The organism is Leucobacter chromiiresistens, assembly GCF_001477055.1.
Lineage (GTDB): Bacteria > Actinomycetota > Actinomycetes > Actinomycetales > Microbacteriaceae > Leucobacter > Leucobacter chromiiresistens_A.
The window spans coordinates 13529-34941 of the sequence record NZ_LDRK01000027.1; the positions used below are offsets into that span (position 1 = coordinate 13529).

24 protein-coding genes and 1 pseudogene are annotated in these 21413 nt (G+C 72.2%); 8 read left to right on the top strand and 17 right to left on the bottom strand.

Annotated features, from left to right (window positions below; genetic code table 11):
- Positions 1-26: 26 nt before the first annotated feature.
- Positions 27-914, bottom strand: a complete 888-nt coding sequence (locus tag NS354_RS06075; RefSeq protein ID WP_058593690.1) for an N-acetylglucosamine kinase — start codon at positions 912-914, stop codon at positions 27-29.
- A 152-nt stretch (positions 915-1066) separates the two neighbouring features.
- Between NS354_RS06075 and NS354_RS06080 the strand changes: the two genes are divergently transcribed.
- From NS354_RS06080 to NS354_RS06090, 3 genes are all read left to right on the top strand, one after another.
- Positions 1067-2269 (top strand): ROK family transcriptional regulator, encoded by a 1203-nt coding sequence (locus NS354_RS06080; protein ID WP_193750715.1) that lies wholly within the window; start codon positions 1067-1069, stop codon positions 2267-2269.
- A gap of 197 nt (positions 2270-2466) precedes the next feature.
- Positions 2467-3159 (top strand): hypothetical protein, encoded by a 693-nt coding sequence (locus tag NS354_RS06085; RefSeq protein ID WP_058593692.1) that lies wholly within the window; start codon positions 2467-2469, stop codon positions 3157-3159.
- A gap of 43 nt (positions 3160-3202) precedes the next feature.
- Complete coding sequence (locus tag NS354_RS06090; protein ID WP_058593693.1) at positions 3203-3772, top strand: PRC-barrel domain-containing protein; 570 nt, start codon at positions 3203-3205, stop codon at positions 3770-3772.
- Between the two features lie 14 nt (positions 3773-3786).
- Here the strand turns inward: NS354_RS06090 and NS354_RS06095 are convergent, their stop codons facing one another.
- Entirely contained in the window at positions 3787-4785 is a 999-nt protein-coding gene (locus NS354_RS06095; RefSeq protein ID WP_058593694.1) for a cation transporter, read from the bottom strand.
- The gene (locus tag NS354_RS06100) at positions 4782-5255 is read right to left on the bottom strand and encodes a substrate-binding periplasmic protein (RefSeq protein ID WP_058593695.1); all 474 of its coding nucleotides are present in this window, start codon (positions 5253-5255) and stop codon (positions 4782-4784) included. The genes NS354_RS06095 and NS354_RS06100 overlap by 4 nt, the downstream gene beginning before the upstream one ends.
- Positions 5256-5446: 191 nt before the next feature.
- On the opposite strand from NS354_RS06100, the gene NS354_RS06105 reads away from it, so the two are divergent.
- Genes NS354_RS06105 through NS354_RS06115 form a run of 3 tightly spaced genes read left to right on the top strand, consistent with a single transcriptional unit; the run spans position 5447 to position 7886 of the window.
- Entirely contained in the window at positions 5447-6430 is a 984-nt protein-coding gene (locus NS354_RS06105) for a diacylglycerol/lipid kinase family protein (protein WP_058593696.1), read from the top strand.
- 9 nt (positions 6431-6439) lie between these two features.
- Entirely contained in the window at positions 6440-7444 is a 1005-nt protein-coding gene (locus NS354_RS06110; protein WP_082677931.1) for an alpha/beta fold hydrolase, read from the top strand.
- Positions 7377-7886 (top strand): DUF6328 family protein, encoded by a 510-nt coding sequence (locus tag NS354_RS06115; protein ID WP_058593698.1) that lies wholly within the window; start codon positions 7377-7379, stop codon positions 7884-7886. The genes NS354_RS06110 and NS354_RS06115 overlap by 68 nt, the downstream gene beginning before the upstream one ends.
- 13 nt (positions 7887-7899) lie before the next feature.
- On the opposite strand, the gene NS354_RS06120 is transcribed toward NS354_RS06115, so the two are convergent.
- From NS354_RS06120 to crtI, 8 genes are all read right to left on the bottom strand, one after another.
- Positions 7900-8232 carry a hypothetical protein gene (locus NS354_RS06120; protein ID WP_058593699.1) on the bottom strand — a complete coding sequence of 111 codons (333 nt, stop codon included), beginning with the start codon at positions 8230-8232 and terminating at the stop codon, positions 7900-7902.
- A gap of 148 nt (positions 8233-8380) precedes the next feature.
- On the bottom strand, positions 8381-9670 hold the full coding sequence (locus NS354_RS06125) for an MFS transporter (RefSeq protein WP_058593700.1): 1290 nt from the start codon (positions 9668-9670) through the stop codon (positions 8381-8383).
- A gap of 101 nt (positions 9671-9771) precedes the next feature.
- Positions 9772-10080 carry a hypothetical protein gene (locus NS354_RS06130; RefSeq protein WP_058593701.1) on the bottom strand — a complete coding sequence of 103 codons (309 nt, stop codon included), beginning with the start codon at positions 10078-10080 and terminating at the stop codon, positions 9772-9774.
- A 77-nt stretch (positions 10081-10157) separates the two neighbouring features.
- On the bottom strand, positions 10158-11351 hold the full coding sequence (locus NS354_RS06135; protein WP_058593702.1) for a carboxylate-amine ligase: 1194 nt from the start codon (positions 11349-11351) through the stop codon (positions 10158-10160).
- 182 nt (positions 11352-11533) lie between these two features.
- A complete protein-coding gene (locus NS354_RS06140) occupies positions 11534-12430 on the bottom strand; it encodes a prenyltransferase (RefSeq protein WP_058593703.1) in 897 nt (298 codons plus the stop codon).
- On the bottom strand, positions 12417-12776 hold the full coding sequence (locus NS354_RS06145) for a lycopene cyclase domain-containing protein (protein WP_058593704.1): 360 nt from the start codon (positions 12774-12776) through the stop codon (positions 12417-12419). The genes NS354_RS06140 and NS354_RS06145 overlap by 14 nt, the downstream gene beginning before the upstream one ends.
- Positions 12773-13120, bottom strand: coding sequence for a lycopene cyclase domain-containing protein (locus NS354_RS06150; protein ID WP_058593705.1), 348 nt, complete (start codon positions 13118-13120; stop codon positions 12773-12775). The genes NS354_RS06145 and NS354_RS06150 overlap by 4 nt, the downstream gene beginning before the upstream one ends.
- 1 nt (position 13121) lies before the next feature.
- Positions 13122-14795, bottom strand: coding sequence for a phytoene desaturase family protein (gene crtI / locus NS354_RS06155; RefSeq protein WP_058593713.1), 1674 nt, complete (start codon positions 14793-14795; stop codon positions 13122-13124).
- On the opposite strand from crtI, the gene NS354_RS13940 reads away from it, so the two are divergent.
- Complete coding sequence (locus NS354_RS13940) at positions 14743-14940, top strand: pentapeptide repeat-containing protein (protein WP_193750716.1); 198 nt, start codon at positions 14743-14745, stop codon at positions 14938-14940. The genes crtI and NS354_RS13940 overlap by 53 nt on opposite strands.
- Here the strand turns inward: NS354_RS13940 and NS354_RS06160 are convergent.
- Together NS354_RS06160 and NS354_RS06165 are read right to left on the bottom strand one after the other, a co-directional pair.
- The gene (locus NS354_RS06160; protein ID WP_058593706.1) at positions 14897-15766 is read right to left on the bottom strand and encodes a phytoene/squalene synthase family protein; all 870 of its coding nucleotides are present in this window, start codon (positions 15764-15766) and stop codon (positions 14897-14899) included. The genes NS354_RS13940 and NS354_RS06160 overlap by 44 nt on opposite strands.
- A 38-nt stretch (positions 15767-15804) precedes the next feature.
- Positions 15805-16941: a polyprenyl synthetase family protein gene (locus tag NS354_RS06165; protein WP_241490378.1), complete on the bottom strand. Its 1137-nt coding sequence runs from the start codon at positions 16939-16941 to the stop codon at positions 15805-15807.
- A 35-nt stretch (positions 16942-16976) separates the two neighbouring features.
- On the opposite strand from NS354_RS06165, the gene NS354_RS06170 reads away from it, so the two are divergent.
- Positions 16977-17612, top strand: a complete 636-nt coding sequence (locus tag NS354_RS06170) for a MarR family winged helix-turn-helix transcriptional regulator (RefSeq protein ID WP_153002124.1) — start codon at positions 16977-16979, stop codon at positions 17610-17612.
- 55 nt (positions 17613-17667) lie between these two features.
- Here NS354_RS06170 and aztD read toward each other — a convergent pair whose 3' ends face one another.
- From aztD to NS354_RS13695, 4 genes and pseudogenes are all read right to left on the bottom strand, one after another.
- On the bottom strand, positions 17668-18894 hold the full coding sequence (aztD, locus tag NS354_RS06175; protein WP_058593709.1) for a zinc metallochaperone AztD: 1227 nt from the start codon (positions 18892-18894) through the stop codon (positions 17668-17670).
- 29 nt (positions 18895-18923) lie between these two features.
- Positions 18924-19859, bottom strand: coding sequence for a zinc ABC transporter substrate-binding protein AztC (gene aztC, locus NS354_RS06180; protein ID WP_058593710.1), 936 nt, complete (start codon positions 19857-19859; stop codon positions 18924-18926).
- Complete coding sequence (locus NS354_RS06185; RefSeq protein ID WP_345994177.1) at positions 19856-21151, bottom strand: ABC transporter; 1296 nt, start codon at positions 21149-21151, stop codon at positions 19856-19858. The genes aztC and NS354_RS06185 overlap by 4 nt, the downstream gene beginning before the upstream one ends.
- A pseudogene (locus NS354_RS13695) lies at positions 21148-21413 on the bottom strand (hypothetical protein); the annotation flags it as partial. The gene NS354_RS06185 and the pseudogene NS354_RS13695, both read right to left, overlap by 4 nt.

The following is a 21413-nucleotide window of genomic DNA, read 5'->3' on the forward strand; positions in this document are numbered from 1 at the left end:
ATTTCTCCTTTGATTTTCGGTGTAGGTCAGATGAGGGTTCGAGCGAGGGCTATGGCTCCGGCGACGGGTTCGTCGTGCAGCACCACGAAGGGCAGGTCGATCCCCTGGTCTGTCAGGGCTCGTCCGAGCTCACTCTGCAGGAGCGGCTGCGCGGTGACGACGCCGCCCGCGGCGACGATGGCGTCTGCTCGAGCCTGACGCCCGAGCACGTCTCCGACGCTCGTCGCCAGCTCGTCGGCCGCAGTTCCGATGACCCGGCGCGCGAGATGTGAGCCGTCGGATGCGGCGGTGAAGATCACGGGAGCGGCCTCCGCCCAGCGGTGCATCGTCGCGCTGTGCGTGAAGACGAGAGAGAGATCGTCGACGGTGGAAGCAGCGAAATGCTCCATGAGTCGGCGCGCGAGGAGCCCGGGGCGTTTGCCGGTGTCGTGCTCGCGCTGCACGGCGCGCATCGACTCGCGAGCGATGCCTGGGGCGCTCCCCGGATCTCCGATCATCCATCCATAGCCGCCCGCAGTCAGGTGCTTCCCGTCCGGCGTGCGACCGACCACGATGGAGCCGGTACCGGCGATGATGCCGACGGCATCGGTGTAGCCGGCCGCCGGTCCTACGAGCAAGGCGTCGTTGAGCACCAGGAGCGGCCCGAGATGATGTACTTCCAGTGCCGCTCTGAAGGCCTGTATCTGCGCTTCGGAATCGCAGCCGTGCGCGCCCACGGTCAGGGCGGCGTGCTGATCGGCCCCCAACGCGCGGGCGTGGGAGAGCAGGATCCCGGCGCCCTCCGAATCACGGAGCCCGGCGGGTGCGAGCCAGCCCGACGTCGGGAGTCTCGCGTCGGCAACCTTCGTCGAGTCGGAGTCCGCGACGCGCACCCGTGTGTAGGTGCCGCCGATGTCGATGCCGATGAGCTTCATTGCTGCCTAAAGTTACTTATCTGTCAGAGTGAAAAGAAGATGGCCCGAATCTACCGTCGTTGCCTCGGACGCGTCAAGTCGCAGCAATTCGAGGTGGTCGCGCTCGCTCGATGCCGGGGTCGGCGAGCGCGCCTGGCCGTAAACTGACGGCCATGTACGACGACCATGCAACGCCGCCCGCCGGTATCCAGGAATGGCCGGCGAGTACCAGCGTGATCGCGGCGTCCAATCAAGGGGCGCTCGTCGAAGCGTTGCGACAGCGCGGAGCGCTCTCGAAGATGCAACTGAGTGAGCTCACCGGACTCAGCGCGGCGACCGTGAATCGTGTACTCAAGGGCCTGATCGAGCACGGTTTCGTCGCGCAAGCGGGTACCGAGGAATCCACCGGCGGTCGGCCTGCTGTGCTCTTCGACGTCGTACCGACCGCCTTGGTCTCGGGGGCGGTGCAGGTCCGGCGTGAGGGAATCACAGGCGCCCTCGTCGGGTTCAATGGCGAGATCATCGAGCGTTTCGAGCGAGAATTCGATGCCCCTGGGCCGGACGGGGGGCCTCGTGCGCTCCACCGCATGATCGCTCAGCTCGCTGAGCGCTGCACCGCCCTCGACATCCCGCTCCATGTTGTCGGCGTCTCGGTTGGGGGCATCGCGAGTCCGAATGGAACGGTCACCGGTCTGAACCCGCGATACTGGCCGGAGGCGACGCTCACCGAGTTGGTCGGCGAGCACGAAGTTCGCGTCGTCGTGGAGAACGATGCGAATGCGCTGGCGCTCGGAGAGCTGTACCGGGGGGTGGGGCGATTCAGCCGCCAGTTCGTTGCCTTGGTGCTCGACCGGGGCCTCGGATCCGGAATCGTCGCCAACGGGGAGCTGGTTCGCGGCGCTCGATTCGCGGCCGGAGAGGTCGGCTACCTGCTCATCGATTCGGATTCCCTGACGACACCGCCGCAGGGGCGCGGCGAACTCGAGAGCAAGATCGATCCTGTGGCGGTGACCGGCGCAGCGCACGACGTGGGCATCGATGCCGCCCATCCGTTGACCGCCGCCGAGATCGTCGCGAGGGAATCCGCAGGGGATCAGCGGGCGGCGCCGGTCGCCTCGATGGTGCTCGACATGCTCGCTCGCGGTGTGGCCGCCCTCGTCAGCATTCTCGACCCAGACGTCGTCGTCCTGGGGGAAGGCCTGGATGAACGCGCGGATCTCGTGATTCCCGGCCTTCGGAAACGGTTGGAAGGGAGGATTCAATTCGTTCCCGAAATTCGCACGGCGTCGCTCGGCGCAGATGCTGTTCTGCTCGGCGTGGCGGAGACGGCCTTGCGTGCGGTCCCCGGTCCCGTGAGGATCTCCCGTTCCGTGTGAACCCTGCGGCGCGACGCCGTCGCCGCGGCCTGGCGGCGCCCGCGCACGCACCCCGCCACACGGCCCACCATGGAGCGGCGCGCGAGGTCAACCCCCGCGCGCGCCGGGAGGGGATCGCGGAACCTGGATGGACACGCCCCGACCGCCGAGCATGCGGCGGTCGGCCCGGCATCCGATTCGAGGCGAGGAGCACGGACATGAACACGCAGCACACTCCCGATCACATCCCGGAGCGCACTCCCGGCCGCGCACCCGATCACGCCCCGGATCACGTCCCCGACCACGCAGGCGCGGCCGCCGTCGCCGCGGAGCGCGGCCCCACCCGGCGAGAAGTGGTGCTCGACCGGGAGAAGGAGGAGTACGGCGGAATCAAGTGGGGTTCCGCGTTCTTCGGCTGGCTGACGGCGATGGGCACGGCCGTGCTGCTCACCGCGATCCTGAGCGCGATCGGCGCCGGCGTCGGCCTCGGCGCCGCGGAGGGCGACGTGCAGAGCGCCGCCGACGATCTCGCCTCGAACGCCGACACGGTAGGCATCGTCGGTGCCATCGTGCTCGCCGTGATCCTCTTCGTCGCGTACTTCTGCGGCGGGTACGTCGCGGGACGCATGGCGCGCTTCTCCGGGGCGAAGCAGGGCGTCGCCGTCTGGGTGTGGGCCATCGTGATCGCCATCGTCGTCGCGATCATCACGGCGATCGCAGGCTCCCAGTTCAACGTGCTCGGGAATCTGAACGGCTTCCCCCGAATTCCGATCGACGAGGGGACGCTCACCGCGACGGGCATCGTCACGGCCGTCGTGGTCGCCCTCGTCAGTCTCGGCGGCGCGATCCTCGGCGGCTTGTCGGGCATGCGGTTCCACCGACGCGTCGACCGCACCGGCCTGGGACGGTGAGTGCCGTGCCCCTCCGGCGATCCGCAGAACGAAAGGCACGACCATGATCGATCCCACCTCCATCAACAGCCTCTTCGACGCAACGGTCTTCGACGTCGCGGGCGAGAAGATCGGCACCGTCAAGCAGGTGTTCGTCGGCCCGGATCGCGGTGAGCCGCTGTTCGTGAGCGTGGCGACCGGGCTGTTCGGCATGTCGGAGTCCTTCGTGCCGCTGCGCGGGGCGACCTTCGACGGCGAGGCGGTGCGCGTCGCGTACGACCGGGCCGCGGTGAAGGATGCGCCGCGCATCGACGCGGACGGCGTGCTCTCGGACGAGGAGCACGAGCGCCTGTGGCAGTACTACGACGGCGACGACGACCGCGAGCGGGATGGCACCCGCGAGCACGACGACGACCGCGAGCACGACGACGACCGCGAGCACGGCGACCGGGGCGATGGCCGCGTCGATGACGCCCGGCTCGCCGGTGCCGCGCACGCGGAGCACGCGGCCGACGCGGGGGTGGTGACGGGGCGGGTGCGCCTGCGCAAGCACGTCGTCGCGCAGGATCGCGACCGCACGGCGGAGGATCGCGGCGCCGCGCCTGAGCACGGCGGAACGGGCGCCGTCCGCTGAACGGTCGGGCGCGCCTACTCGTTCCGCTCCGACTGACGGGTGTCGCGCGCCCCGCCCACCTCTTCGGGCAGCTCGTCGATGGGCACGAGCACGATGTCCTCCACCTTCCAGTCGAGCTCGATGCAGCCGTCGCGGGCCTCCATCAGCTGCCGCACGGTCGGCGATTCGCCGAGGCGGGGCACGACGAACGACTCGACGTGGAAGACGTGCCCCTGGTCCCGCACGCGCGATCCCGCCTCCTCCACCCAGGGCAGGTCGCGGAGGTAGTCGTCGATCTGCTGCGACACCGGGTGCGGCTCGCCGTCGTCGAACGTGGTCGCCCGCGTATCCATCAGGTCGGTGATGGCGGCGCGGAGGTTCTTCATGCCGTCCCAGACGATGCTCGCGGCGATGAACAGCGCCGCGGCGGCGTCGGCCCACCAGAGCCCGATCCCGATGCCGGCGACGCCCACGATCGACCCGACCGCCGTCATCCAGTCGGCCTTGTTCATGTCGGCGTCGGCGTACAGCACCTTGTCGTGCAGCTCCCGCGCCAACCGCATCTTCACGCGTCCGAAGTAGATGGGCAGCGGAATGGTCAGGGCCATCACGATCATCATGAGCCAGCCGAGCCACACGGGGTGGCCGAGGAGCACGATCGTGCCGATGGGCGGATGCTCGGCGGTGATGAGCCCGGAGAGCGAGTCGATGATGAGGAAGGCGCCCATGGCGAAGAGCGCGACTCCGGCGACCAGGTGGGCGACGCCGACGCTGCGGTGGAAGCCGTACGGGTACTTCTCGGTGGGGCGCTTGTTCACGATGCGCACCGCGACGAGGAACGCGATGGGCGGAGCGAGCGACAGGAGATCCTCGATCCAGGCGGCCTTCATGGCCTGGGAGCTGCCCATCACGAGGAAGACCAGGGTGATGGCGATCGCGAGGAAGATCAGTGTGTACCACTCGAAGCGGATCGCGCGCCGCAGCGCCGAGGCCTGAGCGGGCGGCAGCTCGGTGCGCCCGAAGTGCGTGGTCATGCCGAGGCCCCCTCCGCGAGCAGGAATCGTTCGAGTGCGACGAGGAACGCGTTCTCGCCCATGCGCACGATCATCACGTGCTTCTCGCGGGTGCCGTCGCGCTCATCGGCGGCGTACGGCACGGTGACGGCGCCGAAGTCGACCCAGGGAGTCGTGTCGGTGAATCCGCCGATGACCAGGTCGAGCTCGCCGCGCTCGAGGGCCTCCATGAGGTGCTCCTCCCCGTCCTCCGTCCACTCGGGCTCGGCGCCGAGGCGCTCCGCGAACTCCCGCACGAGGTCGGGCTCGGTTCCCGCGGGTTCGCCGTGCTCCGTCGTCTCGACCCAGGGCGGGCTCTCGGACACGCCGACGCGCAGCGTGCCGCCGGTGACGCGCTCGAGGGTGCCCTCCGGGTCGGCGGGGATCGACGAGGAGCACCCCGCGAGCAGCGCCACGCAGGTGATCGCGAGCAGACTCCGAAATCTACGCATACCCTGACCATAGGGAGTGAGCGCGCCCGCGCTCAACTTCCGTCCGACGCCTTGACTTCGCCGCGAAGATGGGGGCGGATACGGCGGGCCCGCGGCGGGAGCGGCGGCGCGATGCTCGCGCCGCGCGGGGCGAATCCGCTGCGCGGCGAGGGGGCTTCCCGCTCCCGCTGCGGACCTCGTACGATGAGCAGATGAGCGATAGTCGTCAGCGCACCGCAGCCGTCATCTACAACCCCATCAAGGTCGATGTCGACGTGCTGCGGAAGGAGATCACCCGGGCTGCGGTGGAGGCGGAGTGGGGCGAGCCGCTGTGGCTGGAGACGACCGCCGAGGACGCCGGTCAGGGCATGACGGACGAGGCGAAGCGCGCCGGCGTCGATCTCGTGATCGCGGCCGGAGGCGATGGCACGGTGCGCGCCGTCGCCGAGGGGCTGCGCGGCTCGGAGATCCCGCTGGCGCTCCTCCCCTCGGGCACCGGCAATCTGCTGGCGCGCAATCTCGACCTGACGCTGAACGACATGCCGGGATCGGTCACCTCGGCGTTCACCGGGAAGAACCGGCCGATCGACCTCGGCGTCGTCGACATCGAGCGCGAGGGCGGAGCCCGCGAGCGGCACGTCTTCGTGGTGATGGCGGGCATGGGCATCGACGCGAAGATGATCAAGAACACCGATGACGATCTGAAGAAGCGCGCCGGCTGGCTCGCCTACCTCGGCGCCATCGTGAAGTCGCTCCGGGACCCGAACGAATTGCACTTCCGCTACCGCCTCGACGACGGGCGCACGAAGCGGGCGACCGCTCACACGGTGATCATCGGCAACTGCGGATCTCTGCCCGCCAACATCCTGCTGCTGCCCGAAGCGGTCATCGACGACGGCCAGTTCGACATCCTGCTCATCCGGCCGGGGAACATCTTCGGGTGGCTGCGCGTATGGGCGAAGATCGCCTGGGTCAACGGCATCGTGCGCCGCACGAAGTCGGGTCGCGCGATCGTCGGGGAGCAGAAGGACGACGGCGATCTGAAGTACCGCACCGGAACGCGCTTCGTCGCCCGGCTCACGCGCCCCGAGGAGATCGAGCTCGACGGCGACGGCTTCGGCAAGGCGGTGGCCTTCAACGCCTGGATCGAGCCGGGAGCGCTGACGGTGCGCGTTCCCGCCGACGGCGACCGGTAGGGGAGAGCCGTGCGGGCGGGGAATCGCTCGCTTCCGCGGGTGCGGCCGGGCGCAGCGCCGGTTCGCCCGCGCGACGTCGAGATCGGCGGCCTGACGTTCGCGGTGTTCGGCGGGAGCGAGCCGGGCCCGGCATCACCAGCGCCGGGCGCAGCATCGGACGCCCCGAGCGCGCCGACTGCGGAGCCGCCCCGGGTGCGCTACGTGCTCCTCCACGGCATCGGGCTCTCGCACCGCTACTTCGCGCGGCTCCACGACGAGCTCGCCCGCACCGCCGAGGTGCGGTCGATCGACCTGCCGGGGTTCGGGTCGGCTCCGAAACCGCGCACGGCGCCCGACGTGCCGACGATGGCTGCGGCGCTGGGAGCCGTGCTCGATGCGCTGGGCGGTCCGCCGAGTGTGCTGATCGGTCACTCGATGGGGGCGCAGTGGGCTGCGGAGCTCGCGCGCCGGAGGCCCGACCTCGTCGCCGCGGTGGTGCTGATCGGTCCGGTGGTCGACCGGGCGCACCGTTCGCTCGGCGCTCAGCTCGTCGCCCTGCTGGTGGACGCGTGGGGGGAGCCGCCCCGAGTGAACGTGCTCGCCTGCGCCGCGTACCTCCGGTGCGGCCCGCGCACCTTCCTCCGTCAGGCGGTGCACATGCGGCGCTACCGCATCGAGGCAGCCGTCGCGGAGCTGCGCGTGCCCGTGCTCGTCGTGCGCGGGGCGCGGGATCGGGTGGCCGGTGCCCGATGGGCGCACGAGCTCCAGCGCTCGGCGCGGTGCGGGGCCATCGTCACGGTGCCGGGGTGCGCGCATGCGGTGCACGCCTCAGCCCCGCGCGAGGTCGCCGCTGCGGTGCGCGCCTTCGCCGCGGAGAACGGGCGCTCGGGGGCGTCGTTCGGCGGCGCCTCGCGCGACACGGCAGCGCAGGTGGCGCTGCGGCCGGGCGAGACCGTACAGTCTGCGTATGACCGATGTGAACGGCGACGGCCGCTCCGAGACGACGAACGAGCGCGCGGATCGCAACTGGAATGAGATTCTGCAGGAGCTGCGGGTCGCTCAGACCGGCACGCAGATCCTCGGGGGCTTCCTGCTCGCCCTGGCCTTCCAGCCGCGGTTCCAGGAACTTGACGCATTCCAGCTGACGCTCTACCTCGTGCTCGTGGGGCTCGCCGGGGTCGCCGCGGTGCTCGGCCTCGCCCCGGTCACGCTGCATCGCACATTCTTCGGCAAGGGGCGCAAGCCCGAGATCGTGCGTCTCGGCGGGCGCATGCTGTCGACCGATCTCGTGGTGCTCGCCCTGCTCGCCGCGGGCGTGACGGGGCTCGTCTTCGACGTGGCCCTGGGGCGTGCCGCCGGGTTCGTCACCCTGGCGATCGGCGCGGTGGTCGTGATCGGCGTGTGGGGCGTGCTGCCGCGCCTCGTGTTCCGGCGCGGCAGCGGCCCCGACCCGAGAGGACCCGGCGACGACGTCTGATGGTGGCGAATGATCAGTCGGGGGTGTCGACCGAGATGTGATCGAGGTCGTCGCGCTCGGCGCCCGCGTCGCGCCCGTTGACGTCGGCCTGCTGCTCCGTCTCGAACGCGTCGGCGCCCTCGTCCTCGTCGAGCTCGTCGGATCCGGGGTGCTCGGTCTCCCCGTCGAGCTGCGCGTCGCTGTCGGGCTTGCCGTTGGTGCTGTCGAGCGGCCCGGGATCGCCGGAGCGCGGCGGATCGGCTGCATCGGGGCCGGTCTGGCCCACGCGATCGGCGGCCTCGGGCACCGACGTCTCGACGGAGTCGGGGGATTCTGCGGTCGGGTGTGCGGCGTCTTTCGATGTCATGATGGTCGACCTCCTTCCCGTGCGACGGTACGCGAGGTCGACGGCGCGCGGAGCGGGGTTGTCGTCGCGGTGCGGGGCTGGTAACGCGACGAGCGGGCGGCGCCGGGCATCGGTGCGGGGTCCGGCCGCCGGCCGCTCGCCGCCGCGCTCAGCCGTGGCGGTCCTCGCGCGGAATCAGCGGAATGGCGATGAGCGGTGCGAGCGCGATGAGGCCGAAGACGAGCGGGTACCCGAGGAGCGCGATGGCCGCGCCGATGCCGGGCCCCACGGCGGAGGCGGCGATGAACTGCCCGGTGTTCTGCACCCCGAGCGCACGGCCCGCCCACGCACTGCCCGCGGCCTCCGCGACGGAGGTGTACGCCAGGCCGTTGTCGGCGACGCTCACGACGGTGGCGAGCACCAGCACGATGCCGCCCACGGCGAACCCGGCCGGGATCGCACCGTGCGCGAGGGCGACGAGCGCGAGCAGCGCCATGACGATCACGCCGGCGACGGCGACCCGGCGCAGCACCCGCACGCGATCGCCGACGCGGTCGCTCAGCGCGCCGATGACGATACGGCCGAGGGCTCCGACGAACTGGGAGACGCCCATGAGCAGGCCGGCCGCCGCGGGGGTCCACCCGAGTCCCGCGATCAGCCACACCATGCCGAAGGTGGCGAGGGCGAACTGCGGCACGACGAGCAGCACCGACACCGCGTGGATGCGGGCGAGGAACGCGCTCGTGCGGTACGGGTTCGGCGGCGGCGCCGGGCGCGCGGGGGCGGAACCCGCGGCGGAGACGGAGGAGCCCGCGGGGGCGGAACCCGCGGCGGATGCGGGGGCGATCTGCGGGCGCGGCGGATTGCGGATGCCGATGGCGCAGGCGGCGGTGAGCACGACGAGCAGTGCGCTGATGGCGACGAACACTCCGCTCGTCTGCGCCGCCGAGGCGATGGGCGGCACGGTCACCGCGGCGGCGGCCACCCCGAGCGGCTGCGACATCTGGCGCACGCCCATCGCGAGGCCGCGGCGGTGGCGCGGGAACCAGCCCACCACGACCCGGCCGCTCGCGGCGTTCGTGCTCGCGGAGGCGGCTCCGCCGAAGAAGAGCGCGATGCCCAGGGGGACGAGGGCGTCGGTCGCGGCGGCGGTGACGGCGGCGGCGATGGCGGCCGCAGTGGTGAGGGCGAGCCCGCCGGCGATCACCCAGCGCTCGCCGAAGCGGTCGGCGGCGGCGCCCCACAGGACGAGGGTGAGCACCATGCCGAGCGTGGGCGCGGCGGTCAGCGCTCCGACCGCGGCGAGCGGCACGCCCAGCTGCAGGTGGAGCAGCGGGATCAGATACACGGGAGCACTGACGAGCAGGGTGCCGGCGGCCTGCGCGAGCAGTCCCAGCGCGAGCACGACCCAGGCGCGCGTCGGCACGGCGGCGTGCGGGGCGGCGACGGTCTGCGTCATGATCCCCTCCCGATCCGGAGCGCCGGGCGCTCAGCCGCCGGGAGGAGAGCGCCGCCTCGTCGCTTCGGCGTCATCCACCATACCGCGTCGGATGGGCGCGCTTACGCGGCGGCGGTCTCCTGCCCGTCCTCGGCGGCGGGGGCGGCACCGCTCGACGCCCACCGCAGGTACGCCGCGTACGGGTCGTCGTCGGGCAGCGCGCTCGCGGCGGGCGCCGAGCGCCGCCGGCCGAGACCGAAGAGCGCGGCGAGGCCGGCGAGCCGCAGCAGGTGGGGCTGCGGCGTCTCCGGCTCGCCCGATACGGGGATCACCGGGTGGGAGCGCGCCGCTCTCGAGAGGGACACCGCGGAGGCGGCGGCCACGGGGTCGGACGAGGGTGACGCGGGTCGAGCGCGGCGCGGCGCGGTCACGGTGAGCTCCTTGTGCGAGGGGGCGGAAACGGGTGGTGGTGCAGCTGGTCGGCGCGGTCGTCGGGACGCGGTGCGGATCAGATCGGGAGCGGATCCCGCACCGACGACGTCGGGCCGATGGGGCGGTGCGTGCGCTCGATGGCCTCCTCGACCAGCGCCCGCGCGCTCCGGCGGGTGCGCAGCGCGCGGCGCTGCCGCTCGGCACCGGTGCCGTTCGCGAAGACGTCGTCGATCATCGCCGTCACGAGGCCGAGGTCTCCCGAGGCGGCGAGGGCTGGGGCGATGTGGGCGAGCAGGGCGTCGACCGCCACGTCGGGGTCGCAGGGCTGCCCGAGGATCGGGTTCAGCAGCGGCCCCGTGACTCCGTGCCGGCTCGCCGACCACATCGCGAGGCGCAGCACGGGGGTGGGGAGCGGATCGGGGGAGAAGCCGGCGCGCCACTCGTGCGCCGCCGTGGTGACGAGGGCGCGGATGATGCCCGCGATCGCCACCGAGTGCGCGGCGTCGAGGCAGACGTCTGCGACGCGCACCTCGATGGTGGGGTAGCGGGCGCTCAGCCGCGCATCGAAGTAGATCATGCCGTCGTCGACGAGCACGTCGGTCGCGAGCAGCTCGTCGACGGCGCGGTGGTAGTTCGCGGGCGAGCCGAAGGTGTCGTACGGGCCCGCCGTCGGCCAGCGGCTCCACACCTGGTAGCGCTGACTGGCGTATCCGCTGTCGGCGCCGTTCCACATCGGCGAGTTCGCGCTGAGTGCGAGCACGAGCGGCAGCCAGGGGCGGATGCGGTCGAGCACGGCCACGCCCTCGGTGTCGTCGGCGACCCCGACGTGCACGTGCAGGCCGCAGGTCAGCTGCTCGCGCATGAGGTTCTGGAAGCGGTCCTCCATGTCGGCGTACCGGCCGGCGACGGTGAGGTGCGTCGCTCCCGCAGTGGCGCTCGTGGCCATGGCGGCGGCGCGCAGCCCGAGCTGCTGCGCGGCGGCGTCGGCGAGCCTGCGGCCGGCGGCGACGCTCTGGGCGAGGTCGTCGAGCGTGGTGTGCGGGATCGAGATGACCTCCAGCTGCTCGCGCTTGCTCTCGCGCTCCAGGTGGGTGATCTGCGCGGCTTCGGGGACGAGCGCGGCGACGTCGGCCGACGCGGCGGCGGCGAGCACGAGTTCCACGGCCGGAGCGGGGCGGCCCGTGCGCGGATCGACGAGCAGCAGCTCCTCCTCGACACCGACGGTGCGAAGGGCTTCGCGTTCGCGGTGATCCTCGGATGAGATACGCATGCCATTCTCCTTCTGAACTGCCGCGGCAGGGAGACCCCGCAGAGCGGCTCCTGCATGCATCAGCGTACGAGGGCGCGCCGAGAAGCGATAAGCCCTTGACGAAACGTTCGGCGTGGTGCACGCGCGCTCAGCGCTGCGCGGGCAGCGCTGAGCGGGCGACGCGCGCGGAGCGGCTGAGCAGGTTACGCGGTGCGCAGCCACCAGCCGATCAGGATCATGGTGACGGCGGCTCCCGACGCGTAGTTCAGCCAGATGAAGCGCCGCCAGGCGCGGTTCGTGCGCCCCGAGTCGGCATCGGAGACACGGGCGTAGGGGGCGCAGTTGACGAGGTACGGAATCGCGACGGCGGCGGCGAGCGACCCGGGGAACGGGGTGAACAGCATGAGCACCCCGGCGAGCGCCCAGAGCGCGAGGGCGAGGCGCACGGTCGAGGCGGCGCCGAGCACGGTCGCGATGGAGCCGATGCGGGCCTCGCGATCCGGGATCACGTCCTGCACCGCTCCGAAGGCGTGGGCCGCCATGCCCCAGCAGAAGAAGGCGATCAGGATCAGCCAGAGCTCGGGGGTGAACTGCGCGCCCGCCGCCGTGAGGCCGACGATCGCGGGGCTCACGAAGTGGGTGCTCGACGTCGCGGAGTCGAGGAAGGGGCGCTCCTTGAAGCGCAGCACGGGTGCCGAGTAGGCGACGACCGCGAAGGTGCTCACGGCGAGGGCGAACCACGAGCCGGGCCCGCCCGCGATGGCGAGCACGACGAGGAAGGGCGCGTTCGTGAGTACCGCGAGCCAGAGCATGGGACGGTGGTACTTCGGGGCGAGCAGCGCGCCCTCGATGCCGCCCTTGCGCGGATTGTTGATGTCGGAGGCGTAGTCGAAGACGTCGTTGATGCCGTACATGGCGAGGTTGTACGGGATCAGGTAGTAGAGCGCGCCGACGATGAGCAGCCAGTCGACCTCGCGCGTGGTCAGCAGCATCGCCGCGGCGAACGGGTAGGCCGTGTTGATCCAGCTCACCGGCCGCGAGGCGACGAACGCTTCGCGCAGCAGATGGGCGTTCCAGCCGGAGTGCTCACGCGTGCGCATCTGGGGCGTCCTCTCGCGGGTTCGGGGCGCCGACTCGGGGTCGCCGCGCGGTCAGGCGGGTCCACAGCGCCGGGGCGAGGAGCGCCGCGGCGACGGGGTAGCTGAAGTCTTCCACGGGCACGAGCCCGACGGTCGGCCCGAGGGTGTGCCCGTGGCCGTACGAGAACAGGTCGGCGGCGATCATCAGGGAGTCGAAGACGGCGGTGAGGATCGCGAGCACGACGATGGCGATGCCGGTCGCGGCCCACTGGCGCCGGGCGAGGTGCGGGTCGCGCCACGGGGTGAGCGCGAGCGCGCCGATGAGTGCCGCCGAGAGGAACGGGATGCTGATGAGGAGGTAGGTCATCGCCCCTCCGCCGCCGCGCCGCGCCGCGCCGCACGCCGTTCGAGGAGGCGCACCGCGCCCGTGAAGATCACCATCGTGCACAGCACGAGGAAGGCGAGGAAGACCGGCTCCTCGATGGGCAGCTCGTGCGCGATGAGGATGCCGGTCATGCCCGCGCTCGCGCCCATCTCGAAGACCCCGGTCATGATCCCGACGAGATCCCAGGCGAGGAGGAAGAGCACGCCCCCGACGGTCACCACCGCTGCCGCCCGCCAGTCGCGCCAGAAGAAGAGCCGGAATCGGGCGTCGAGCAGCAGCATGCACCCGCTCGCACCCAGCAGGCACGCGAGGTAGACGACGGCCATCTCAGCCCCGCTCGGGAGTCGGGGCCGCCGCCGGCGTCGGCAGCGGGCCCGGGGAGTGATCGCCGCGGATGCGCTTCAGCACCAGCTCCGCGCTGATGAGGCACATCGGGATGCCCACCCCGGGCGCGGTGGTCGCACCGGCGTAGTAGAGGTTGTCGACGCGCTTCGACCGGTTCTGCGCGCGGAACAGCGCACTCTGCCGCAGCACGTGCGCCGGCCCCAGCATCCCGCCGCTCCACGAGTGGTAGTCGTCGGCGAAATCGCGGGGGCCGATCGTCTCGCGCACCACGATCCGCTCGCGCAAATCGGGGATGCCGGCCCAGTCGCTGATCTGGTCGATCGCCGCATCGGCGACGCGCTCGACCTCGGCATCGCCGCCTCCGTCCGCCCCGCCGCGTCCGATGCCGGTGTCGGCCGGCACGGGCACGAGCACGAAGAGGTTCTCGTGATCGCTCGGCGCGACGCCCGGGTCGGTCTCGCTCGGCTTGCAGACGTACGACGACGCGGGGTCGGGAATGCGCCGGGGCTCGTCGAAGATGTCGGAGAAGTTGCGATCCCAGTCGCGCGTGAAGAAGAGCGAGTGGTGGGGCAGCTCGGGCAGCGCACCGCGCACGCCGAGCAGCACGAGCACGGCGCCGGGGCCGCTGATCTGCTTCGACCACCAGCTCTCGGGGTAGTTGCGGGCCGCTTCGGGCAGCAGCCGCGTCTCCGTGTGGTGCAGGTCCGCGGTCGACACGACGATGTCGGCGGGCAGCCGGTGGCGCTCGCCGTCGGCGCCCCGCCAGCGCACGGCGCGCGCCGTCGACGAGAAGCCGGCCCCGCGGTCGGCGACGGGCCGCTCGGAGCGCGGCGATCCGGCGCCCACCTCGATCTCGGTGACGTCGGCGTCGAGCACGATGCGCGCGCCCGCCTGCTCGGCGAGCGCGGCGAGGCGGTCGACGAGGGCGGCGAACCCGCCCATCGGGTACCGCACGCCGTCGTCGAGGTCGAGAGCGCTCATCAGGTGGTACATGGCCGGCGCGTCCTTCGGGTTCGTGCCGAGGAAGACCGCGGGGTAGCCGAGCACCTGGCGCAGCACGGGGTGGCGGAAGCGCTGTGCGACGAAGGATCGCAGGGAGGTGCCGAGCAGCCGCGCCAGGCGGGGCAGTTCGCGCAGCACGGGGCCGACGGCGAGCGCGCGCAGGCGCGTGAAGGGGTTGTAGAGGAAGTAGCGCTCCGCCATCTCCGTCGTCTCGGCGGCCGAGTCGAGGTAGGCGTCGAAGGCGGGCCCGCTCTGCGGCTCCAGGCGCTCGAACACCGCGCGCGCGGCGGCGCGGCCCGCGGGAATGGTGACGGGCTCGGGCGGAGCCTGGCCGGGGGCGGGTTCGCTGAAGACGCGGTAGCCCGGATCGAGCAGGCGCAGATCGAGCTGCTCCTCCGTCGAAGTGCCGAGCAGCTCGAAGAAGTGGTCGAAGACGCCGGGCATGAGGTACCACGACGGGCCGGTGTCGAAGCGGAAGCCGTCGCGGGCGAGCGAGCCGGCGCGGCCGCCGACACGGCTTCCCCGTTCGAGCACGGTCACGTCGTGCCCCTCCCGTGCCAGGAGCGCCGCCGTCGCGAGTCCGGCGATGCCGGCTCCCACGATGACGGTGCGCGTCGAGCCGTCTCGCCGAGGGGTGCGGCGTGCGTCGTTCATCGGTGCCTCGCTCATCGGTGCCTCGTTCATCCGTGCCTCGCCGGTCGGCGCGTCGCTGGTCGGTGCGTCGCTGGTCGGTGCGTCGCTGGTCGGTGCGTCGCTCATCGTGTCTCCGCCGCGGTGCGGGCGACGGATCGCGCGATGATCCCGGCCTTCCGCCAGTCGGGCACGCGCACCCTGCGAGCGTACAAGTCGTCGACGGTCGTGCGCGAGATGCGACGGCTCAGCTCGGCGAAGAGGTTCAGCGCGCAGCGCACGGCCGCGCGCGCGTCTTTCGGCAGCAGCGGGAGCACGGCGCGCGCGTCGGCGAGCTCCGCCTCGATGCGCCGCACCCAGTCGATGCGGTCGGCGTCGGTGAGCCGCTCCTGCGTGCCGAGGTAGTTGCGGCCGAGGCGATCCGTGTCATCGGCGAGGTCGCGCAGGAAGTTGACGTTCTGGAACGCCGCGCCGAGACTGCGGGCGCCGCGTTCGAGGCGGTGCTGCTCGAGGGCGTCGAGCGAGCGGTGCCGGGTGAAGATGCGCAGGCACATGAGCCCCACCACTTCGGCCGATCCGTAGACGTAGGCCCCGTGCTGCTCGGCATCGAACCCGCGCAGTCCGGCGCTGTCGGCGTCGCTCCCGCTCGCATCGGGCGCCGGCAGGTCCGCGCGCATCGACGCGAAGAAGGGATCGATGAGCGTCGCGTCGATGCGGGCGGCGCGCGCCGTCTGCGCGAAGGCGTGCACGATGAGGTCGCTCGAGTAGCCGGAGCGGATGGCTCGCGCGACCTCCGCCTCGAGTCGTTCGAGGGCGTCCGCCTGCTCTGCCGGGGTGAGCCCCGCGCCCTCGGTGACGCCGTCGACCAGCTCGTCGGCGACGCGCACCAGCGCGTAGACGTTGCGCACGTGCCCCCGGTGGCGCCTGCCGAGCAGTCGTGTGGCGGCGCCGAAGGAGGTCGAGTAGCTGCGGATCACGACCGCCGAGGCGCGCATGGCCGAGCGCGAGTAGCGGTCGAGGGGGGAGCGGGCCCTCACGAGCGGCGCCCGTCGAGGCGGTCGGCGAGCGCGACGAGGGTGTCGCGCGCGGCGTCGGGGAGCCCGGAGGCGGGGTCGGCGAGCGTCTCGTGGAGGGCGCGCATCTGGTCGTCGATGAGCCCGTGCACGAACGCCTCCGCGCCGCAGTCGCGCAGCAGTCCGCGCATCCGCTCCCCCTCGGTGCTGGTGAGCGAGCCGGTGCCGAACGCGGGCTCGATCTCGGGCCACGCGCTCGTCATCCGCGCCGCCGAGATCACGGCGGTCTCCTTGCCCTCGCGCAGATCCGAGAACGCGTCCTTGCCGTGGGCCGCGGGGTCGCCGAAGGTCGAGAGCAGGTCGTCCTGCAGCTGGAAGGCGAGGCCGAGGTGGGCGCCCGCGGTCGCGAGCGCGCTCTCGGCGGCGGGGGAGGCGGCGCCCGCCAGGATCGCGGCGGCGCGGAGGGGCAGCTCGAACGTGTACGTCGCGGTCTTGAGGCGGCACATCTCGAGCACGGTGGCGGTGTCGGCCACCACAGCGCCGTCCTCCAGCCCGATGTCGAGCTGCTCGCCGACCACCGACTCGGTGATCGCGTGCGCGAGCAGATCGAGCAGGCGGGTGCGCAGGTCGGGGGCCGCGTCGACGCGGGCGAAGATCTGGTGCACCTCGGCGAGCAGGAGGTCGCCCATGAGGATGCCGCAGCTGCGCGCCCAGTGGAGGCGCTCCGGCGTGGGCGCCGCGTCGGTCTGCTCGTCGTGCGCGAGCAGACCGACGAGGTTCAGCGAGCCGCGGCGGGTCAGGTCGCCGTCGAACACGTCGTCGTGCAGCAGGAACGAGGCGTGCAGCAGTTCGATGGCGGCCGCGATCTCGATGGCTGAATCGGGCACGGCGTCGTCGCTGAGCGCGGCGAGCATGTCGAGCATCAGGCGGGGCCTGATGCGCTTGCCGCCGGCCACGCGCTCGCCGCAGATCTTCCAGAGCTGCGCGAAGACCGGGTGGTACGCCTCCGCGGCGCGCGTGCGATGGTCGAAGGCCGCGGAGATCGCGAGGGAGACGCGTTCCGCCGCGTCGGGCGGCGCCTGGGTGCCGGGTGTCGGGCTCTTCTCGCGCAGCTCGTCCACGTTGTCCCCGCTCGTGTAGAAATCTTGATTACTCACCTGGAAAGTGATCAACTTCAGGATAATATTCTGCTGTGACGAAAAACAAGCGGGGTGGGGAGACCGACGTGTCGGCGGTGCCCGCCGACCCCTCGGCGCTGTACCGCCTCGACCACTCGGACCCGAGATCCGAGCTCGTCGACCGCTCCGGCCTCTCAGACGCCGAACTGCGGCAGATCGCCCGCCTCATGGAGGCGCTGAGAGCGCTGCGCGAGGCCGAGGAGCGCCTCTCGGAGGCATCGCTCAAGTACATGCGGCTCAGCAGCGTCGACATGCGCGCGCTGCACTTCCTCATCGTCGCCGGCAACACCGACGTACTGCCCACCCCCGGCGCCATCGCCGCGCACCTCGGCATCTCGAGCGCGTCGACCACGAAGCTGCTCGACCGGCTCGAGCGCGGCGGCCACATCTCGCGCGAACGGCACCCCGACGACCGTCGGGCTCTCGTGATCCGCATCACCCCCGACACGCACGACGCCGCCATGCGCACCGTCGGCCAGCAGCAGGCGAACCGCTTCAACGCCGCCGCGCGCCTCGCCCCGCACGAGCGCGAGATCGTCGAGCGCTTCCTGCGCGACATGACCGCCGAGATCGACGTCAGCGAGCTCGCCTGGGCGCAGACGGAAGGGGCCTCCGCCCACGACGACGCGGAGGGCGCCGCATCCCGATGATGCGGCGCCCTCCGCGGCGGGCACCGGAGCCTGCGCGCGGCACCGGTGCCCGCGCTCAGTGCTCGCCGAGCGCGACCGCGAACTCGTTCGGGGTGTGATCGAGCTCGGCCGTCGCCGTGATCTCGCCGGTCCGCAGATCCACCGCGTGCACGGAGTTCGCCGCGGGCTCCGTCACGTAGGCGGTGTCGCCGCCGGTGCCGACCAGCGCCGGGTGGGCGTCCTGCCACTCGGCCGGCCCCTCCCAGGCGTCGATCACCGGGAACTCGTCGACCAGGTCGCCGGTCTCGGGATCCAGCACGTGGATCGACCCGTCGGTCGACAGGATGTACGCGAGATCGTCCGGCCCGCGAGTCACGTCGCGGAAGGTGTAGCGCACGTTCTCCGGCAGATCGACGACCTCCAGCTTCTCGGCGACGGTGTCGATGAGCGCGACGGAGCCGAGCAGGTAGCCCTCGGCGTCGGGGTCCGACTTGTAATCGCCGACGACGATCGGGCTCGTCTCCGAGACGAATGCGTTGCCCATGCGTCCGTACGCGTCGGGGGCGTCGAGCTTCGTGAACGCGCCGTCCGCGTACAGCAGCGCGCCGTTCTCGCACCCGAAGACGACGGCCTCGTCGGCCGCGGTGCCCTCGCCGTGGATGCCGGGGCACTGATCGCTCGACGCCACCTCGTCCCAGTGGTCGTCGTGCGCGTGCAGAGCGACGGCGCCCGAGCGCGAGGTCTCATCGCCCACCGTCGTCACGAGCGTGCCGTCCTCGAGCTCGATCGAGACGCCGTGGTGCGGGTGCTCCGCCGTGTGGGTGACGGCCTCGGGCAGCTCGCCGTCGACGTGCGCGAGATCGTGGGTGTCGAAGACGGTGGTCTCGCCCGCGCCGTCGTCGTAGAGCACCGTCTTGCCCGCGTGCCGCACGACGTGGCCCGCGGCCGAGGCGGGAACGACGAGCCCGGTGAGCGCCGGCTCGGCCGTGTCGAGCAGTTCGAAGCCCTGCGAGGTGGTGACGAAGACGTGCCGGCCGTCGCCGGCGGCGTTCAGGCGGGTGAACTCCTCGCTCTCGAGCTCGTCGACGAGCTCGAGGGTCTCGGCGTCGAGCACGGCGATGCCGCCCGCGTACGAGACGGCGACGCGCTGCTCGCCCGAGTGCGCGTGCTCCTCGCTCGCGGAGCCGGAGGAGGAGTCGCCGGCTGCGGCGTCGCCCGCCGTGTTCGAGGAGCACCCGCTCGCGAGCAGTGCGAGCCCGAGCAGCGCCGCGGGGGCGCCGTATCGGAGGTGTCGTCGGGTCATAGTGGTGTCCTGCTTTCTTTCGATGGGTGTTACTGCGTCAGTCCCTCGGAGATGCGCGCCGTGTTCGCGCGCATCATCTCGAGGTAGGTCTCTGCGCCCTCGCCCGGCCCCGTCAGCGACTCGGTGAAGAGCTCGGCGACGCGCACGTCGATGTCGGCCTCGCTCGCGAGCACCTGCACCAGGCGATCCGGTTGCGACGACTCCGCGAAGATCGTCGAGACGCCCGCCTCCGTGATCGCGTCGCTGAGCTCCTGCAGGTCGGCCGCGCTCGGGGCGGCGAGGGTCGTGCCGCCCGGGATCGCCGCGCCGATGATGCGGAAGCCGTAGCGATCCGCGAGGTAGCCGAACACGTGATGGTTCGTGACGAGAGCGCGCCGCTCCGGCGGGATCGCCGCGAACGCCTCCGTCATCTCGGTGTCGAGCGTCTCGAGCTCGTCGCGGTACTCCGCGGCGTGCTCGGCGAGCCGCTCCTGGTCCACGCCGTCGATCTCCCCGGCCGCCTGCTCGACGGCGTCGACCACGTCCACCATCGTGGCGGGGTCGGTCCAGAAGTGCGGGTCGGGGGCACCGGCCGCGTCTCCGCTCGCGTAGGGCAGCGAGGCGACGGCGTCGCCCGCCACGAGCAGGGGAGCGCCCGCGTCGGCGGCCCGATCGAGGTGCTGCTGAAGCCCCTCCTCGAGTCCGAGGCCGCTCGAGACGATGAGGTCGGCGTCGCCGAGCATCGCGGCCTCCTGCGCGGAGATCTCGAACGAGTGCGGGTCGGCGTTGGGGCGCATGAGGGTCGTGACCTCCGCCTCGTCGCCCACCACCTCGCCCACCACGTCGCCGAGGATGTTGGTGGTGACGACGATCTGCGGGCGATCCGCCCCGCCCTGCCCGGGCGTCGCGCACCCGATCAGCGCGAACGAGACGAGCGCACTCGACGCCAGCGCGGCCAGGGCGGGCCACGTGCGCCGCGCCCTCATCGGCCCGTCTCCACGACGAAGTCGGCGGCGGTGCCGAGTTCGAGGGTGCGGGCGACCCGGGCGCCGTCGGCGTAGTCGATCTCGTGCACGACGCCGGTCGCGGGGTCGTTCACGTAGGCGCGCTGCGCATCGACGGTGAGCGATGCCCGCCCGCCGCCGTCGGCAGCGCCGACGAGCGGATCGGTCGCCGCGACCTCGGCCCCGCTCCCGTCGAAGACGCGCACGCTGCCGTCGGGCGCCAGCGCGACGAGGTGCTCCGACTCGTCGTCCACCGCGGTCGCCGCCGCGGGGCGCTCGGGCATCGGGATCCAGCGCCACGACTGCTCGCGCGTGTCGAGCAGCCACACCCCGCTCCCGTCTCCGAGGCCGGCGACGGTCGGCCGGCCCTTGCGCGCCGAGAACTCGGTCGCCGCAGGGGCGGCCCCCTCCGGGTAGGGCACCTTCGTCAGCTCGGTCGCGCCCTCCTCGGCGGTCGCGAGCACCGCGCCGTCGGCGCAGCCCACCACGAGGGCGAGTCGAGTCGTGATGGTGCCCGACGCGTCGGCGCACGCGATCGCATCGACCTCTGATCCCTCCGCGTCGACGGCGCGCAGCCGCTCGACGTCGCCGCCTGAGCTCGCCTCGGTGACGAGGGCGCCCGTGCCGAGGGGCGCCATGATCCCGTCGTGCGGTGCGACCTCGAGCCGCAGCGTCTCGCGGATCTCGCCCTGCGAGAGCGCCGCGTTATCGAGCAGCACGGCTTCGCCCGATTCGGGGAAGAAGACGCCGGTGCCGCCCGCGGTCGAGAGCATGCCCGTCGCGACGGTCGCGACGCCCGAGCCCTCGACCGAGCCCGGTACCGCGGGGGTCGCGCGGTAGTAGTGGAAGTGGTCGACGTGATCCCACGTCCACGCACCGCTGTCGACGATGTCGACGCCGCGATCGTCGGCGACGAACGCGTAGCGCCCGTCCGTGGTCACGGACTCGGGGGCGCGCACCGGGCCGAGTTCGGTCTCGGTGCCGTCGAGCAGATCGAGGAGCGATACGGATCCGCCCGCGTCGATCGACACGAGGTGCAGCGGCGGTTCGGGGGCCTCGACCGCGCCCTCGATCTTGCCGTGACCGGCGCCGGTGTCGTCGGAGGCGGAGGCTTCGCCGGCGGCCGCTTCGCCTGCGGTCGCGGCGTCATCGACCGCAGGAGCACCGGCGGGCGACGCGCTGCAGCCGGCGAGCAGGATGCCGAGCGCGGCGACGCCGGCCAGGGCTGCGGTGCGGGATGGGCGGGAGGAGTGCGGGAACATCGTGCCTTTCACGGAAGGGGAGCGGGGTGGTGGAGTGCGGGGGCCGCGGGCAGCGGAGCTCCGGCGGCGGGCGATGCGCCGGCCGCGTCGTCGGGGGCGGCGCTCGCCGCGAGCGGGGCGCGCCGGAAGCGGGTCGTGGCGCGCACGAGCAGGCCCGAGAGTGCGGCGAGCGCGATGGCGCTGGCCGCGATCGATGCGCCTGCCGCAGTGCCGAGATGCCAGGAGGCCAGCAGGCCGATGCCGACCGCCACCGCCACGCACGCCACCCCGACAA

Excerpts from the sequence above, each read along its gene's own strand:
- NS354_RS06075 (WP_058593690.1), bottom strand. The coding sequence starts at position 914 with ATGAAGCTCATCGGCATCGACATCGGCGGCACCTACACACGGGTGCGC.
- NS354_RS06080 (WP_193750715.1), top strand. The coding sequence starts at position 1,067 with ATGTACGACGACCATGCAACGCCGCCCGCCGGTATCCAGGAATGGCCG.
- NS354_RS06085 (WP_058593692.1), top strand. The coding sequence starts at position 2,467 with ATGAACACGCAGCACACTCCCGATCACATCCCGGAGCGCACTCCCGGC.
- NS354_RS06090 (WP_058593693.1), top strand. The coding sequence starts at position 3,203 with ATGATCGATCCCACCTCCATCAACAGCCTCTTCGACGCAACGGTCTTC.
- NS354_RS06095 (WP_058593694.1), bottom strand. The coding sequence starts at position 4,785 with ATGACCACGCACTTCGGGCGCACCGAGCTGCCGCCCGCTCAGGCCTCG.
- NS354_RS06100 (WP_058593695.1), bottom strand. The coding sequence starts at position 5,255 with ATGCGTAGATTTCGGAGTCTGCTCGCGATCACCTGCGTGGCGCTGCTC.
- NS354_RS06105 (WP_058593696.1), top strand. The coding sequence starts at position 5,447 with ATGAGCGATAGTCGTCAGCGCACCGCAGCCGTCATCTACAACCCCATC.
- NS354_RS06115 (WP_058593698.1), top strand. The coding sequence starts at position 7,377 with ATGACCGATGTGAACGGCGACGGCCGCTCCGAGACGACGAACGAGCGC.
- NS354_RS06120 (WP_058593699.1), bottom strand. The coding sequence starts at position 8,232 with ATGACATCGAAAGACGCCGCACACCCGACCGCAGAATCCCCCGACTCC.
- NS354_RS06125 (WP_058593700.1), bottom strand. The coding sequence starts at position 9,670 with ATGACGCAGACCGTCGCCGCCCCGCACGCCGCCGTGCCGACGCGCGCC.
- NS354_RS06135 (WP_058593702.1), bottom strand. The coding sequence starts at position 11,351 with ATGCGTATCTCATCCGAGGATCACCGCGAACGCGAAGCCCTTCGCACC.
- NS354_RS06140 (WP_058593703.1), bottom strand. The coding sequence starts at position 12,430 with ATGCGCACGCGTGAGCACTCCGGCTGGAACGCCCATCTGCTGCGCGAA.
- NS354_RS06145 (WP_058593704.1), bottom strand. The coding sequence starts at position 12,776 with ATGACCTACCTCCTCATCAGCATCCCGTTCCTCTCGGCGGCACTCATC.
- NS354_RS06150 (WP_058593705.1), bottom strand. The coding sequence starts at position 13,120 with ATGGCCGTCGTCTACCTCGCGTGCCTGCTGGGTGCGAGCGGGTGCATG.
- NS354_RS13940 (WP_193750716.1), top strand. The coding sequence starts at position 14,743 with ATGACGGTGCGCGTCGAGCCGTCTCGCCGAGGGGTGCGGCGTGCGTCG.
- crtI (WP_058593713.1), bottom strand. The coding sequence starts at position 14,795 with ATGAACGACGCACGCCGCACCCCTCGGCGAGACGGCTCGACGCGCACC.
- NS354_RS06160 (WP_058593706.1), bottom strand. The coding sequence starts at position 15,766 with ATGCGCGCCTCGGCGGTCGTGATCCGCAGCTACTCGACCTCCTTCGGC.
- aztD (WP_058593709.1), bottom strand. The coding sequence starts at position 18,894 with ATGACCCGACGACACCTCCGATACGGCGCCCCCGCGGCGCTGCTCGGG.
- aztC (WP_058593710.1), bottom strand. The coding sequence starts at position 19,859 with ATGAGGGCGCGGCGCACGTGGCCCGCCCTGGCCGCGCTGGCGTCGAGT.